General features: G+C 76.1%; 5 protein-coding genes. 4 read left to right on the plus strand and 1 reads right to left on the minus strand.

Features of this window, described 5'->3' with window-relative positions; translation table 11 throughout:
* Positions 1–32 precede the first annotated feature (32 nt).
* Positions 33–4,334 (minus strand): tetratricopeptide repeat protein, encoded by a 4,302-nt coding sequence (locus WMF11_RS03295; protein ID WP_437976383.1) that lies wholly within the window; start codon positions 4,332–4,334, stop codon positions 33–35.
* A 342-nt stretch (positions 4,335–4,676) separates the two neighbouring features.
* Here WMF11_RS03295 and WMF11_RS03300 point away from each other — a divergent pair, with 342 nt between their 5' ends.
* The 4 genes from WMF11_RS03300 to WMF11_RS03315 all read left to right on the plus strand — a co-directional run bounded on the left by WMF11_RS03300 (position 4,677) and on the right by WMF11_RS03315 (position 16,887).
* Positions 4,677–5,276, plus strand: coding sequence for a peptidyl-prolyl cis-trans isomerase (locus WMF11_RS03300; RefSeq protein WP_437906947.1), 600 nt, complete (start codon positions 4,677–4,679; stop codon positions 5,274–5,276).
* 56 nt (positions 5,277–5,332) lie between these two features.
* Complete coding sequence (locus WMF11_RS03305) at positions 5,333–5,629, plus strand: polyhydroxyalkanoic acid system family protein (protein ID WP_272097713.1); 297 nt, start codon at positions 5,333–5,335, stop codon at positions 5,627–5,629.
* Positions 5,630–6,082: 453 nt separating this feature from the next.
* Positions 6,083–10,855, plus strand: coding sequence for a hypothetical protein (locus WMF11_RS03310; protein ID WP_437906948.1), 4,773 nt, complete (start codon positions 6,083–6,085; stop codon positions 10,853–10,855).
* Positions 10,852–16,887 carry a hypothetical protein gene (locus WMF11_RS03315; protein WP_437976384.1) on the plus strand — a complete coding sequence of 2,012 codons (6,036 nt, stop codon included), beginning with the start codon at positions 10,852–10,854 and terminating at the stop codon, positions 16,885–16,887. The genes WMF11_RS03310 and WMF11_RS03315 overlap by 4 nt, the downstream gene beginning before the upstream one ends.
* Positions 16,888–16,901: the final 14 nt, after the last annotated feature.

Genomic DNA, 16,901 nt, shown 5'->3' on the forward strand with positions numbered 1-16,901 from the left:
AGGATAGCCGAGCGCCGGGCGCTCGCTCCGCCTCAGCGCCCCTTTCCCGCCCCCAGGCCCTCCAGCGCCTGCTCCGCGTCGCGCCGGTAGGCGTTGTCGGTCGGCGCCGTCTCCAGGAAGCGCTCGTAGTGGTGGACGGCCTTCTCGCGGTTGTTCGCCGCGCGGAGCGCCTCGGCGAGGAGGAAGTGCGCGTCGAACAGCCACGGCGGGGTCGAGCGGTCCGGCGCCTCGCCCAGGGTGACCGCCTGCTCCATCTCGCTCGCGGTCCCGGCCCGGTTGCCGCGCGACGCGTAGATCTTGCCGAGGCGGTAGTGCCACTCGGGGACCTTGTCGTTGGCCGCGATCGCCTTGCGCCACGCTTCCTCCGCGGCGGCCCAGTTGCCCTGATCCTGGTAGCAGAGCGCCATCGTCGCGTAGGCCTCGTAGCGGGACGGCCTCTTCTCCAGCGCGATCTTGAGATCCGCCAGCGCGTCCCGGCTCGCCCCCTGCTTCTGCAGCAGCACGCCGCGCTGCCAGTACGCGTCGCCGAGCTCCGCGTCGAGCTCCAGCGCGCGCTTCAGCGCTATCTCCGCGCGCGCCGTCTGGGCCGTCTCGTTGGCGCCCCAGCCGACGTAGAGGTGGTACTCGGCGCGGTTCGGATCGAGCTCCGCGGCGCGCTCCAGGAAGCGCAGCGCCTCGGCCATGTTCGTGCCGCGCACGAGGAGCGCGCGGCCGAGGAAGTGGTTCGCCTCGGCGGAGTTCGCGCGGTCCTTGAGCACGTCGCGCAGGATGGGCTCCGCCTGGCTCGCGTGCCCCGCCATGACCTGGGTCGAGCCGACGCGCAGCTTCAGGTCGATGTCGTTCGGCGCCTTGCGGAGCGCGTCGGCGTACATCTCCAGCGCGCGCTCGCTCTGGCCGGTCTCCTCGAACAGGAGCCCGCGCTCGAGCGCGAGGCCCGGGTAGTCCTTGTCGGCCGCCGTGACCTTGTCGAAGATCTTCGCGGCCTCCTCGAACCGGCGCAGGCGACGGTACGCCACGCCCAGCTTGAACTGGCTGCCGAGGTCGTCCTCCTTCGCGAGCGCGAGCTCGAGCTCCTGCCGGGCCTCGTCGTACCGCCCGGTCTGGAGCGCGACCTCCGCCTTGGCCTTGTGCAGCGCGGGCAGGTCCGGGAACTTCGCCGTCGCCTCCGACAGCCTCTCCGCCGCCGCCTCGTTGCGGCCCATGCTGGACAGGAGCGACGCCAGCGCCACGTACGCGTCGACGACCTCCGGGAGGTTCTGCGTCGACTTCACGGCGTCGAGGTACGCCTGCTCCGCGTCCTTCTTGTTGCCGAGCGCGAGCTCGGTGCGCCCGAGCCAGTAAGCGACCTGGGGGGCCGCCGCGTGGGTCTTCTGCAGCTCCTTCAGGAGGTCCTTCGCCTCCTTCATGCGCTCCTGCGCCAGCCACGTCTTCGCCTTGCCGAGCTGCGCGGCGAGGTTCTGTGCGTCGGCGCGGGCCGCGGCCTCGAAGCGCGCCTGCGCCTCGGAGTAGCGGCCCGACCGGTAGAGGACCTCGCCGTTGCCGATCAGGGCGCGCACCGCCTGCGGGTCGAGCTTCACCGCGGCGGCGAAGGCCTGCTCCGCCGCGCTCATGCGCGACCTCGCGAGGTGGATGGCGCCGAGCAGCGTGTACGCGTCGACGATCTCGGGGTCGCTCGCGGCGGCCCGGATCGGGCCGTCGCCGGTGACCTTGCCGAGCAGATCGAGCGCCTCCTGCTCGCGGCCCGGGGTCTGCCAGATCAGCGACGCGATCAGCGTGCGGGCCCCGACGTGGTCGGGCGAGGCCTCGAGCGCGCCGCGGGCGCTCGCCTCGGCGCCCGCGGTGTCCCCGGCGAGGATCTGCGCCCGGGCCAGGCCGTAGAGCGTGCGCGCGCTCTTCTGGAGGCCGCTCGCGTGCTGCCACGCCGCGATCGCCTTGGGGGCGTCCCTGGCGGCGAGCTCGATCTCGGCCGCGAGGACAGCGAGATCGACGTCGTCCTTGAGCTGCGCGGCGAGCGCCTGCGCGGCCTGCCGCGCGCGCGGGAGCTCGCCGCTGGCCGCGGCCTGCGCCGCGACGGCCAGGGAGAGCAGGTCGCCCGGTTGGGAGCTCGCGAGCGTGAGCATCTCCTTGCCGAAGGCGTCGTCGACGGTCCGGTGCCCGAAGCGGATGCTCCGCGCGAAGGCGATGTACGCGGCGTAGGCCATGGTCGCCCGGTGGCGCGGCGCATTGGCCCGCGTGGCGTTCGCGTCGTTCAGCGCTCCGTTGGCGGCCGACGCGGTGTCCTTGGCGAAGGCCGTCTGGGTCCGCTGGCGGAGCTCGGCGAGCGCCCCCTCGTGCGCGAAGGCGTTGAGCCGGTCGCTGATGAGGTTCACGCCGAAGGCGCCGACGTCCGGAACGAGCGCGAGCGCGCCGCCGCTGACGGCGGCGACCGCGAGCGCCGCCACGACGTAGCGCTTGATCTTCGACTTTTGCGGCGGCGCTTCCGTGGTCGCCGCGGGCTTCTCGGCCTGCGCGCCGGGACCGGCGCTCAGGTCGCCGATCTCGGTGCCCGCGCCGGTGAGGTCGACCTCGTCCCCGACGCTGGGGTGCGGCTCGCTGAGCTCGATGCCCCGATCGTCGGCGTCCGCGGGCGATTGCGTGAAGTTCGCGGAGCGGTCGGACGGATCGTACGGCGTGGGCGCGCCGCCGGGGGCGAGCTGCGTGACGCTCTCGCCGAGCGCGATCTCGTCGCCGAAATCGGCGGCGCCGAAGCCGGTGGTGGACGCGGCGCGGGCGTCGGCGGGCGGCGCGGCGCCGAAGCCGGTGGTGGACGCGGCGCGGGCGTCGGCGGGCGGCGCGGCGAGGAAGTCGGCGGGGGGTAGGGCGCCGAAGTCGACGGGCGGCATGGCGCCGCTGCTGGGCGGCTCCGGCGCTGCCTGCGGCGGGAGGGGGCGCGGCCCGGGCGCCTGGAATGCGGCGCCCACGCGCGAGTCGTCGTAGTCCGGCGGGGCCTCGTCGAAGAGCTCGGCGCCGACGATGGTCCCCGGTCCTGCAGGTGAGCCGGCGCCGGTGGCCTTCGAGGGGAGGGCGGAGCCGGCGGCCTTCGAGGGGAGGGCGGGGCCGGTGGACTTCGAGGGGAAGCCCGCGGGGGCCGGGGCAGGGAAGCCCGCGGCGGTCGGAGAAGGGAAGCCCGCCTGGGCCGCGGTCGGGAGCCCGGCGCGCGCCGGCGAGGGGAGCGGCGCGGAAGCCGGCGTGGGCAGGCCCGTGTTCGAGAACGGGGCGGGCATGCCGATGACGGCCGGGGCCGAGCTCGGCAGATCGCCGGCGACGATGGGCAGGTCGCCCGCGGACATCGCGGGGAGCTCGGCGTCGCCGTCGCCCTCGAGCGGCAGCTCGAGCTCGCCGAAGCCGAACGACATGGATCCGCTGCTGGAGCGCGCCGGAGGAGCCGGGGGCGCGTCGTCGTCCAGGTCTCCGAAATCGTACTCCGGGACCACGCGCGGGGGCGCGTCCCCCGCGCCGCGGGTGCGCCCGCGACCGAGCGGCTGCGTGGTGGCCCCGGCGTTTCGCCCGCCGAGCCCCGCGTCCCGCGCACCAGGCCTCGAGGGGGCGCCCGGCGCCGACTCTCGATCGCCGAACCCGAGGGTGCGCCGGCTGCTCGGAGGCAGCGGCTCGACCCGCGCCGGCAGGTCGGTGCCGGCGAACGCGGTCGGCGTCGCCGGGGCGGTGCGGGACTCCGCGCGCGATCGCGCCGGGAGCGCCACCGGCGCCCCGGTCGCATTGCCGTAGACGACCGGCAGATCGTCCGGGTTGAGCCCTTGCACCTCGGCGTCCGTCGGGCTCGGGAGCTCGACCATGAGATCGATCTCTCCGAAGCCGCGCCGCTGCGGCACCGTCTTGGCGTTTCGCCGATCGGACGGGGCGGGGCGATCGGGGACGTCCGGCAAGCCGATCTCGCCGAAGACCTCCGGACCCGGCGGCTCAGGAGGCGGCGCGGGCGGCGCAGGCACCGCGGGCGCCGCGCGGCGCGGCGGCGTCGGTACCGGCGCCGGCGCCGGCCCGGGGCGTCGGGGAGGCGCGACCGCGGGGAATGCGATGTCCTCCGGAGCCGCCATGGGCAGATCGGCGTCCTCGGGCGCCGCCGGGGCGCTCCGCTCCGAGAGCTGAAGGCCTCCCGCCCCGGCCCGCGGCGGGGGGGTGGGCACAGGCGTCGGCGCGGGCGCTGCGCTTGCGCCCCCCTTGGTCACCAGCAAGCTCGTACCGCACTTCGGACAGCGCATCCTGAGCCCCGCAGGGGGGACACGCTTCTCGTCGACCTGGTACGGCGATTTGCACCCGTCGCACTCGACCTTGATCATGCTTCCCGACCCGATGCCGGCGCTGCGAGCGCCTTCGCAGGCGCCCCCACGCTCGTTCGGCCTACAAAAGGCCGGGATGCCCCGACATCCGCTCTCCTTACTAGCAGGGGTTGTGGTCCTTAGGATCGCCTCTTCTGCCGGGCGCCCTCAAATCGGCGACTTCCTCGGGCATGTCGCGTGCTTCGTCCGGAAGTAGGAAGCGGACAGCGCGCAGACGCGGCGCGGCCGGGGACGGAGGGGCGCGGGGACGGTAACGAAGCGGCGACGCCGTCTGGCAGGCGGCGCGTGTCGCCATCGCGGCCTCGCCAAGCGTCCTCCACCTGTGCTAACGCGCTGCCGCTCATGCAGCGCTCGACGGCGGTCATCTACACGCTCTTCTTCACGGGCGCGCTGGCGTTCGTCATCACGCACGGCGGCTCGAAGGGGCGCGGCGCGGCCAGCGCGCCCGCCGACGCAGGCCCCGACGCCGCCGACGCCGCCGCCTCGCCTGCGACGGCCGCGGCGGGCGACGCCGACGCGGGGAGCGACGCCGGCGCCGAGGGCATCGTCCAGGAGCGCGGCCCCGAGCCGGCGGGGCGATCCGACGCGGGCGTCACGCTCCTCTCGGGAGAGGCGCCGCCCTCGCTGCCGGCCGAGGCGCCGAAGAAGGTGCGCTTCGGCGTCGTGCTCATCCAGTACCGCGGCGCGCAGGGCGCGGCGCCGACCGCGCGCTCCAAGGACGCCGCGCTGGCGCTCGCCAGGGAGCTCGCCGAGGTGGCCAAGACGGACTTCAAGGCCGCCATCGAGAAGGGCGACAAGGGGTCGACCGACGACCTCGGCTACATCCCGCGCGGCGTGCTCGAGCCCGCGCCGGAGTACGAGCTGTTCAGCCTCCCCAAGGGCGGCGTGAGCGGCCCGGTCGACACGCCGCGCGGCTTTTGGATCGCGCGTCGGATCGAGTAAGTAAAGCGAACCGCGCGCGGCGCGTCGCCGTGGACGCGAACGAGTGGAGATACCGTATGGCGACGATCGACATCCGTCGGCAGCACGCGCTCACCAAGGACGAGGCCAGGAAGCGCGCGGAAGAGCTTGCGCGGGGCATGGAAGACAAGCTCGGCATCCAGTGGCGATGGGATGGCGACGTCATCCGGTTCGAGGCGCCGGGCGGCGCCGCGAAGGGGACGAAGGGCCTCGTTCGCGTCGAGGCGTCCGCGGTCCATGTGGAGATCGATCTGCCGTTCCTGCTGAAGGCGATGAAGGGCATGGTCGAGTCGAAGGTCAACGACAAGCTCGACGCCGTGCTGGGCAGGGCCTAGCCCGGCAGCCGGGCCAGGTGCGCTCCGGCGGCTCGATCGACCGCGCCGCCCCGCAGCGCGCGGCGCCCCGGCCGACACGCGCTCCCTCCTCCTCAGCCCCGTAGCCCCGCCTCCTCCTCGCGAGCGAGCGACCTCCGCCCGCTCGCGCGTGTCGCGCCGCGCGCGAGCGCGCCCACCGTTCTTCGTTTTCCGGCGGTTCCGGCGGCCTACGCGGTCGACCGGCGCGCTCCGCGGATCTCCTCGCCGGGCGCGGGCGCCCGCACATCCGTGTCCGCCGCTCGACCCACCGATCGCGCGCGGCCAGGCCAGGCCAGGCCACTCGACGCCGCTCGACGCTCTTCGAGCCCGCTCCCTGCCCGGCGCGCTTTACTCCGTCAGGTTCGGTTCGCTACTCTCCGCCATCGTCATGCGGTGCGCACAGATGAGACCCCGTTCGGAGGCGTCGCGAGCGAGATGACGGTTCAGGCACCCGAGGGGCAAGCGGAGAGCATGACGGCCCTGATCGCGCGGCTGCGCGCGGAGCAAGGCGAGCAGCCGGAGCGACAGCTCCAGGCGCTCTTGCTGCACGAGCTCGGCGCGCTCGAGGAGGCGCTCGGCGAGGAGCCCACGGCGGCGCGCGACTACCTCGCCGCGTTCAACGCGGATCCCCAGTTCCGCGAGCCGCTCGAGGCGCTGGTCCGCATCCTCACGCGGCGCAAGTCCATCAAGAACCTCGGCAAGCTGCTCGACGCGCTCACGCGCGCCGCGGCCACGCCCGAGGAGCGGGCGCGCTCGTTCTGGGAGCGCGCGGCGTACCTCCAGGACCACGAGCAGAACCTCGCGGCGGCCAAGGAGGCGCTCGAAGAGGCGGCGCTCAGCAACCCGGAGGACGCGACCCCGTGGCTCGAGCTCGAGCTCATCGCGGCCAAGGAAGGGGACCTCGCCGGCCGGATGCGCGCGCTGGAGGCCCGCGCGGAGCTCGCGACGGACGCGACGTGGAAGGGGCTGCTCTTCATCGAGCTCGCCGACCTCGCGGCGGCGACCGAGAACGTGGAGCGCGCCTACGAGCTGCTCGACGCGGCCGCCGCGCTGGAGGGGCGGGCGCGCTTCAGGTCGCAGCTCGCGCTCGAGGTCATCGCCCGGCGCGAGGAGGACCTCGGCGCGCTCGCGCGCGCCCTCGAGGGGCAGGCGGAGCTCATCGCCGACGCGCTCGACGACGAGGCGAGCGGCGACGCCAACGGCGTCCCGCGGACCCTGCGCAAGCCGGAGCACGCGGCCGATGCGTGGCTCCGCGCCGCCGAGCTGACGCAGCGGGCCGGGACGGGCGGCTTCGCGTCGCTCCTCGAGCGGGCCGCGGAGCGGCTGCCCCAGTCGACGCTGCTCGGGCGGGCGCGCATCGCCGCGCTCGAGTCCGCCGGCGAGGCCGAGGCCGCCGCCAGCCTGGCCAAGCAGGAGATCGCGCGCGGCGCGAGCGGGCCCGGCGCCGCGGCCCTGTGGCTCCGCGTCGCCGAGGCGGCGGCGCTCGCGAGCGATCGCGAGGCCGCGCTCGCGGCGCTCCGGAGCGCGCTCGCGGCCGACCCGCAGTGCATCCCGGCCCGCGCGCTGGAGATCGATCTCCTCGGAGACGGTCAGGACCCGTCCGCGTTCGCGGCCTCGCTCGAGGCGACGGCGGCCTCGTACGCGAGCGACGACGCGAGGGGGCGCGCGCTGCTCCTCGCGGCCTACGTCTGGGCGGTGCGGACGGACGACGTCGGCGCGGCGAAGGCGGCCCTGTCGCAGGCCGGCATGGCCGGCGTCCACCCGGGCGTGCTCGCGCGCTTCGGCCGGTCGTTCGCCGCGCTCCGCGGCGACGCGGCCTGGTACGAGGAGTCGACGAAGCGGCTGCTCTCGACGGGCGTCGACCCGGCCGAGAAGGCGAGCCTGTGGTTCGAGATCGGCCGGAGCCGCCTCCTCCGGGGGGACGCGGACGGCGCCGAGGGCGCCTTCGCCGAGCTCGCCGACGCCGGCGCCGACGACGGCGCCACGCCGAACGCGTGGCTCGGGCGGGCGCTCGGCGCCTTCGCGGTCGATCTCGTCCGCAGCCGGCGCGAGCGCGGCGACGAGCCCGGCGCCCCAGGCCCACGGCGCTCGCCGACGGTCATCGAGGCGCTCGCCGAGGTCGAGGGCGAGGAGACCGCGCGCGGGCTGTGGCTCGTCGCTGCCCTGCGCAGCGCGCGCGGCGGCGATCTGGATCGCGCGCGGAGCCGGCTCCGCGCGCTCTTCGAGCGATCCGCGGACGACGAGGTCGTCGCGGTGTTCCTGGCCGAGCTCCACCGGCGCGCCGGGAGCCCCGCCGCCGCGGCCGCGACGCTGTCGGCCTGCGCCGCGGCGATCGACGACGCCGATCTCTCGGCGGCGCTGCACATCGAGGCGGCGATCCTGCTCTGGCGCGCCGGCGAGCGCGGGCGCGCCGTCGAGGAGCTCGAGGCGGCGCGCGGCAAGGCGCCGCGCGCCGGCGCGACGGCGCTCACCTGGGCCCTCCGCGGCCACGAGGCGGGCGATCTGGAGAGCCGGCGCCGCGCCCTCGAGGTCGCCGGCGAGGCGGGCGAGGACCCGGCGGCGCTCGCGCTGTCGCGGTTCGGCCTCGAGGTCGGCGCGGCCGAGGGCGGCGACGCCGACGAGGCGCTCGCGACGCTCGAGGCGCTGGAGTCGCAGGCGAGCGACGACCTCGCCCTGGCCGCCGCGCTCGGGCGCCTCCTCTGGCAGCCGGCCCTCGAGCAGCGGAGCGCCGTCGAGCGCGCGCTCGACTACATCGAGGAGCGCGGCGACGGCGCCGCGACGATCGCGCACGCCGAGCGCTTCCGCCTCGCGCGGACCCTGGACCAGGATCGCGCGCGCACCGCGGCGCGCGCGGCGGCGTGGGCCGCTGCCGACCCGAGCCCGCACGCCGAGCTCGAGTGGCTCGGCGCCGCGCTCGGCGCCGAGGACCGCGAGGCGGAGGTCGCCGCGCGGAGCGCGCTCGCGCGGCACATGGAGGGCGAGGCCCGCGCCGCGATGGAGGCCTCGGCCGCGATCGTCGGGGCGCTCGATCAGCCGAACCTGCCGCGGCCGTTCCTCACGGGCGAGCACGCGCCCGCGCAGCTCGCCAACCTCGAGCTCGCGCTCCCCGGCTGCGATCCGCGGCGCCGCGCCGCGGCGCTGCACGGGCTCGGCGACGCGCTCGGCGAGGAGGCGCAGCTCACCGCGCTCGGCCTCGCGGGCTGGTCGGACTTCGCGGCCGGGGATCACGAGCGCGCGCTCGCCGCGTTCCGCGCGGTCGTCGAGCGGCGGCCCGACGACGTCGCCGCCTGGGAGGGCGTTCGCGCGACGTCCGAGGCGCTGCGCGACCCCGTGTCGACGGCGCTCGCCTCGGCGCAGCTCGGGGCGCTCTGCAAGGACGACGCGCGCGGCGCGGGGTTCTGGGAGAGCGCTGGGCTCCTGCTCCTCCAGCACACCGAGGCCCACGACGACGCGGAGATCGCCTTCGATCGCGCGTTCGCGCGCGACCCGCGGCGCGGCGTCGCCTTCGACCGGCTGTTCCGCCGGGTCCGCGCGCGCAACGAGGACGACCGGCTGCTCGACATCATCGAGAGGCGGCTCGGCGTGGCGGACAACGACCTCGAGCTCTGCAAGCTGTTCTGGGAGCGCGCGCGCGTGCTCCGCAAGAAGGGCAGGCTCGACGACGCGCTCGCCGCGCTCGAGAACGTGACGCTGCTCGAGCCGGATCACATCGGCGCGCTGGCGCTCTCGGCCGACATCTCGAAGGCGCAGGGCGACCTCGGCCAGGCGGCCGCCTTCTACGCCGAGCTCTCGCGCGTCGCGAAGGCGCCGGGGGAGCAGCGCCTCATGTCGGGGATCACGGCCGTCGACGCCTACGAGAAGCTCGGCGAGCACGACAGGGCGCTCGAGGTGCTGATCGGCCTGCACCGGGCCGGGCTGTCGACGCTCGTCGTCCGCGAGCGCCTCGTCCGCGTCGCCGCCCGGGTCGGCTCCTGGGACGAGGCGACGCGCCTGCTCGAGGAGCTCATGGTCGAGCGCGACACCCCCGAGGGGCGGATCGAGGCGGCGCGCCTCGCGATGGCCATCTACCGGGATCAGCTCGGCGCGCCGCGCCGCGCCGAGCGGGCCGTCGCGAAGCTCCTCGAAGAGGCGCCGGACGACGGCGAGGCGATCGATCTCGTCCTCACGACCGACTACGAGCCCGCGTTCCGCACCCGCGTGCTCGGCCGCGCCAAGGCGACGCTGATCCAGGCGCTCGCGGTCGAGCCGCTCGACGCGGCCCGGGTCGCGCTCCTCGCGAAGATCGCCGGCGCGGGGCAGGACGCGGCGCTCCGGCAGGCCACGCTCGGCGCGCTCGTCTCGCTCGTCCGCATCGACGACGGCATCTCCGCGGAGCTCAGGAAGATCGACGCCCGCGTCCCGGCGCGGCCGCAGATCGCCCTCGACGCCAAGGCCATGGCCGACATCGCCGATCCGCTCGACACCGGGCCCGTCGGCGAGCTGTTCGCGAAGATGGCCGAGACCATCTGCATGGCGCTCGGCCCGTCGCTCGTGTCGCTCGGCGTCGGCAAGAAGGACCGCATCGACTCGCGCGGCGGCCACCCGCTGCGCGTGGCGGTCGCCGAGTGGATGGGCGCGCTCAGCTTCGAGACGGACTTCGAGCTCTACGTCGGCGGCCCCAGCCCTCGCGGCGCGACCGGCGTCTACGGCCAGCTGCCGGCGCTCGTGCTCGGCGCCGAGATCACGACGCCGCTCGACGCCGCCTCGCGCTCGGCGATCGCGCGCGAGGCGTTCGCGCTGCGCCGGGGCATCTCCTCGCTCAGGACGCGGGACGACAGCACCGTCGCCTCGCTCGTCGCGGCCGCGTGCATCGAGGCGGGCTTCACGGTCCCGCAGCCGCCCTACGCCGTCTTCGGCGAGGTCTCGCGCGCCATCCACAAGGAGATGTCGCGCGCGACCCGCAAGGCCATCGCCGACGTCTGCCAGCGCATCGTCTCGAGCCAGCAGGACCCGCTCCGCTGGGCGCAGGCCGCGCGCAGGAGCATCGATCGCATGGCCGTCATCGCCGCAGGCGACGTCTCGCTGGTCCTCTCGGACATCCTCAATACCCCGCGCGAGCAGCTCGGCGGTGTCGTCGCCGAGAGCGAGCGGGCGCGCCAGCTGGTCGCGTTCGTCCTCTCGCAGAGCTACCTCGAGCTCCGGAAGAAGCTCGGCATGGGGGTCCGGTGAGCAAGAATCCGCAATCCAAGAGCTCCTCTGGCGGCGGCGGCGACGAGGGCGCGCCGTCGCAGGAGAAGATCACGGTTCCCCCGCCGGCGATGTACGGCGCGGCGGTCTCGGAGGGCGACGTCGAGGAGGCCACGCTCCTCGCGAAGATCCCCGAAGAGCTCATCCAGTCGATCCGCGGCGCCGAGGAGGGCGAGCGCGCCGGCGAAGGCGGCCTGAAGCAGCTGTTCTCCCGCGAGCCCGTGCCCGTGCCCGCGAGGCCCGCGCAGAGCGCCGGAGAGAGCGACGCGCTGCTCGACATGCTGTTCGAGGATCAGCGCGCCGAGGACGCCGACGACGGGGTCGTGACCTCGGCGCCGGCGTTGCACGGGACGCGCCGGCCCCCGGCGCCCATCCCGCCGCCGCGCCCCCCGTCGCTGCCCCGCCCCGCCGCCCCGCCCCGCTCGGGCAGCAGGCCGGGCGACGTGAAGGCGTCGCTCGGCGCGGAGCTCACGCCCGGCGCGCCCGGTGATCGCACGCCGAAGATCCCGCCGCCGGCCCCGTCCGCGAGGTTCACGGCGCCGCGCCCCCAGCCCGCCGCCCCGCCGCCCCCGCTGCCGCCGCCGTCGGTGCGCCGGGAGCCTGTGTTCGAGGAGGACACCGCCGAGCCGGGCGACCGCGCGACGCCCATCCCCGACGGCGGCGACTCCCCGTTCGAGTTCGCGCCGCCCAGCGGCGCCAGCAGCGGCCGGTTCGCGGACGCGCACGCCTTCGACGACGAGGAGACGCACGGCATCGACGACGAGGAGACGAACGCCCTCGACGAGCCTGGGCCCACGACCCGGCCGTACACCGGCCAGTCGTCCGCCTCCGCCAGCCGCTGGGATCAGCCCGCCGCCGACAGCGATCCCGGCGAGCTCGTCGACGAGTCCAGCCTGCTCAGCGGGTCGGCCGAGCCGACCGATGAAGAGCTCGAGGACGATCTCGCGCAGACGCGCGTCGCGACCCGGAGACCCGACAGCGGCGTCGCCTTCACGCCGCCGCGCCCGCCTTCATCGCCGCGCGCGTCGTCGTCGCCGCCGCGCCCGTCTTCGTCGTCGCGCGCGCCGTCGTCGTCGTCGCCACGCCCGTTTGCGCCGTCCCACGTCCGGCCGTCGTCGTCGTTCGTGCCGTCGCCGTCATCGTTTGTGCCGTCGTCGTCGCGCGTGCCGTCGTCGTCGCCGCCGCGCCCGTCTTCGTCAGCGCGCGTCCCGTCGGCGCCTCCTTCGGGCCCGTTGTCATCGGCGCCTTCCCGCGCGCCCGAGAGCCTCCCGCCGCTGCCGTCGATCCCGCCGCCCGCCTCGGTGTTCGACGGCGAGCAGGACGCGAGCGCGATCCTCGTCCAGTCGCAGCAGCGCGACGTGTGGGCGGCGCGCGCCGCGTGGCTCCGCTCCGAGGCCGAGCTCATCGAGGACCCCGCGGCCCGGGCGCGCGCGCTGCTTCCCGTCGCCGAGCTCTACGTGATGGCCGGGGAGGACGCCACCGCCCGCGCCATCGCCGCCGAGGCGCGGGATCTCGCCCCGAGCCTCATCTTCGCGCACCGCCAGCTCCGCGGCCTCCTGATGCGCGAGGCAGATCTGCCCGCCGCGCTCGAGGCGCTGGAGAGCGAGACCCGCGTCCTCGGCACGCCGGTCGCGCGCTGCCACAACCTCGTGCTCGGCGCGGAGCTCTGCCGCATCCCGCTCGCGGATCCCGAGGGCGCCCACAAACGCTTCGAGCTCGCGGCGCGGACGCACCCCGCCGATCCCCGCGCGCACGTCCAGCGCTTCTGCGAGGCGCTCGCCGCGCCGGACTCGGACGCGGCTGCCTCCGCCGTGCTCGCGAAGTTCCGCCTCCCCGAGGCGCCCGAGCTCGCGCCGCTCGCCGCCGCGAGCGCTCAGGTCGCAGCGCACCGCGGCGCTCCGCGGCCGGCGCGCGGCCGCGCCGCCCCCGCCACGCCGTACGAGGCGCTGCTCCGCGCCCGCGCCCTGCTCGGCGCCGGCGACCTCGCCGAGGGCCTCGCGACCCTCGATCCCCTGCGCGGCACCTCGCTCGCGCCCGCCGTCGCGTGGCTCACCGCCGCGCTGAGCGCCGCGCGCAAGGAGACCCGCCCGGCGTCGCTCGGCGCGCTCCGCAGCGTCGCCGCCGGCTCGCACGGCGGCCAGGCGCGCCGCGCCCTCGCGGCGCAGGCGATCGAGCTCGGCGACGCCGCCGCGGTGCGCGACGCGACGCTCGACGACGGCGACGCCGGCGGCGCCTTCTCGCCGGCCGATCGCATCGTCCTCTCGGCGCTCGCCGGCGGCGCCGCGGGCGAGATCGACCCGTGGCTCGACGCCCTCGCCGACGATCCCGAGTTCGCGCCGCTCTGCGCCGCGGCGAGCGCCGCCCTGAGCGACGCCGGCGGCGACGCCGCGGTGGCCTCCGTGGACGGCGCGCCCGCGTCGAGGGGCGTGCGCCCCCTCGGCGGCCCGAGGGCCCGCGCCGCCGCGGCCCTCGGCCGCGCGCTCTCGCGCGAGGCCGTCCCCGCCGAGGGCGGCGTCGACGCGAGCGACGCCTTCTCCCGCGCGGTCGTCACGTACGGCGACACCGCGCCGGAGAGCCCGCTCTTCCGGGCGCTCGCGCTCGAGCTCGATCTCGACGGCGATCGCGGCGCCCGCGTCGCCAGGGCCGTGGCGTCGCTGCGCGAGGTCGCGTCCGAGCGCGACAGCGCGCTCGCCGCCGCCGTCCTCGCGGAGATCGCGGGCGATCAGCGCGCGGCGATGAGCGATCTCGATCGCGCCCGCGCCGCGGACCCGCAGCACGAGGGCGCCGCGCGCGCCCGCGCCGCGCAGGAGAGCGGCGTCGGCGCGGCCCGCATCCTCGCGGAGCACGCGCTCACGCTCGACGAGGGGCCGCGGGCCGCGGTGCTCGTCACCGAGGCCGCGATCCGCCTGCTCGACGGCGGCGACAACGAGGAGGGCGAGCGCCTGCTCTCGCGCGCCGCCCAGATCGATCCGAAGCTCCCCGTCGCGCTCCACCTCGGCGAGCGGAGCGCGCGCGCCCGGGTCGACCGCGACGGCCTCCTCGAGTGGCTCAGGACCCGCCGCGAGGGCGCGGCCGACCCCCTCGAGCGGGCCCACGATCTCGTCCGCGAGGCGCTCCTCGTCGCCGAGGCCGACCCCGCGGCCGCGGCGTCGCTCCTCGAGACGGCGCACCGCTCGCGCCCCCAGGACATCGGCCTGCGCGAGCTCTTCGAGCGGCTCGCGCCGGAGCCGCCCGCCGACCGCGCCTCCTGGCGCGCCGAGCGCGCCGCCGAGCTCCTGCGCGCCCTCGACGCAGGCGGTGATGGCGACGCCGGCCGCCCGGGTGACGACCGCGCCGCCGCGGGCATCGAGGCCGCTCGCCTCGCGCTCGAGGCCGCCCTCGACCACGAGCGCGCCGGCGATCTCGCGCAGGCCGCCGCGTGCGCCCGCCAGGCGATCGCCGCCGGGGACAACGCGCTCGCGCCGATCGCGCTCTACCGCGCGGCCGTCGCGGGCCACGGCACAGGAGAGCTCGTCGACGCCCTGATCCCGCGCGCCCGCGAGGCGGCGGACGCGGCGGAGCGCCTCGACATCTACGAGCGCCTCGCTGAGCTGGACGAGCACGGGCGCAAGGACGCCGGCAGCGCCCTGCTCTGGCGCCGATCCATCCTGGAGGAGACGCCGCACCACCTGCCGACGCTCCGCCGGGTCGCCTCGTACCTCATCAGCGAGGGCCGCGACGAGGAGCTCGAGCCGATCGCCCTGGAGATCGCGCGTGTCCTCGACGGCCCGGAGGCGATCGCCCACGCGCTCCTGTCGGCGCGGCTGCGCCTGCGCGTGCTCCCGTGGGAGGAGGCGCTCGAGCCGGTCCAGATCGCGTACAGGAACGAGCCCCGCGGCATCTGGGCGCTGCGCCAGATGGCCGCCCAGGCCCGCGCGAAGGCGGATCACGCCCTCGCGATCGAGGCGGATCGCCAGCTCATCGAGCGCACCGATCGCCCGTCCGAGGCCGCGGCCCTCTCGGTGCGCGCCGCCAGGGACGCCCTGCTCGCGGGCTCGATCGAGGACGCCGTCGCCTTCTTCCGGCACGCGATCACGCTCGTCCCGCACTACCTCGTCGCGCACCTCGATCTCGCCGACGCGCTCGATCGCGGCGGCGACCCGGCGGCCGCCGCCGCGGCGCTCGAGTCTGCCGCGGGCGCGAGCGTCGGCCCCGAGGGGCGCGCGCACTCGCTCTACGCCGCGGCCGTGCTCTGGCAGGACAAGGTCCAGAACGTCGCGCGGGCGCGCGACGTCCTCGAGGCGGTCGCCACGGTCGATCCGTCGTACGCCGACGTCTTCTCGCGGCTCAGGGCCATCTACATCGCCGAGGGCGCGCGCGCCGAGCTCGCCGCGCTCCTCGAGCGCCGCCTCGAGGCGGTGACGGATCCCGCGGAGCGGGTCGAGATGGAGGTCCTGCGCGGCCGGGCGCTCGCCGACGTCGGCGACGCGGCGGCCGCGAAGCGCGCGCTCGCCGCCGCGCTCGACGCGAACCCCGATCACGTCGAGGCCCTGACCGCGTTCGCCGACGTCTGCGCCGGCGAGGGCGACTGGGCCGGCGCCGAGCAGGCGTGGATCCGCCTCGCGCGCCTCGTGCCCGAGCCCGCGAAGCAGGTCGCGATCTACCTCCGCCTCGGCGAGCTCTACGACGAGCACCTCCCGAACGCGGAGCGCGCCGAGCTCGCGTACCAGGAGATCCTGAAGCGCTCGCCGGGCGACGTGAGCGCGCGCGAGCGCCTCGTCTCGCTCTACAAGCGCGCCGGCGACGGCGCCCGCGCGCTCGAGCAGCAGAACCTCCTCATCAGCGCCGCGGAGGCGCCCGAGCAGAAGTGCCGCCGCACCGCGGAGCTCGCCGAGATCTACGAGGCGATGGGGGACGCCAAGAAGGCCGAGGCCACGCTGCTCACGGCCCGCAAGACGTGGCCGAAGGACGACTTCGCCCTCGGCGCGCTGGCCAGCTACTACCAGCGCACCGAGCAGGCCTCCGCGGCGACCACCCTGCTCGATCGCGCCCTCGCCGACGCGCGCCGCGCGCTCAACACCGGCCGCTTCGAGCCCTACCTCTTCTCGACGGTCGCGACGGTCGCGGAGCTCCGCGGACGCGCCGGCGCCGCGAAGATCGCGCGCGCGACGGTCGACGCGCTCGACGGCCGCGACGCCGCGATGGGCGGCGCGGGCAACGCCGCCGGCGCGGCCCGCCTCGACGCCCACCTCGCGCCGGAGCTCATGACCCCGGCGTTCCGGGAGCTCCTGCTCAAGACGGGCCCGCTGCTCGACGCCGCGGTGCCGTTCGATCTCGACTCGATCCGCGCGACGCCGCTGCCGCCCCAGCACGCCGAGATCACCGATCTGGCGCGCGGCATCGGCGCGGCGTACGGCCTCCCCGGCCTGCAGGTCTACATGACGGGCGCGCTCGGCGCCGTCTGCGTGCCGGCGTCCACGAGCCCGCCCAAGATCGTCCTCGGCCAGGCGCTCGTCACCTCGCCGCGCGAGGACGTCCGGCTCGCCCTCATCCACCGCGCCGTCAAGATCCTCCAGACCAACGCCTCGGCCTTCTCGCGGACGGCGCCGATCGATCTCTGGCCGCTGCTCGCGGCTTACCTGAAGGCGTTCGTCCCGTCGTGGTCGCCGCAGGGCGCGGACGCCGGGCGCCTGCGCGAGTACCACGGCCGCATCGAGCGGGTGATGGCGGGCGGCGTGGATCCGAAGATCAGCGTGCTCGCCGCCGACGTCATCGGCTCGATCGGCAACCGCGCCTCGACGTTGAACACCGCGATCAACGGCTGGGGGAACCGGGCCGCGTTCCTCGCCGTGGGCGACATCAACGTCGTCCTCACGGGCATCGCCTGGTCCGGCGGCAACACGAACGCGCCGCCCGCCGCGGGCAAGGACCGCGTCACCTGGATCGGGCGCAACGCCGAGGCGCGCGACCTCATCGTCTTCGCCGTGAGCGACGGCCTGACCGAGGCGCGGGAGCAGCTCGGCTTCAACGAGTGAAGGCACGTCCCCCA

The sequence above is a fragment of the Sorangium sp. So ce295 genome (assembly GCF_051527405.1).
Lineage (GTDB): Bacteria > Myxococcota_A > Polyangia > Polyangiales > Polyangiaceae > Sorangium > Sorangium cellulosum_B.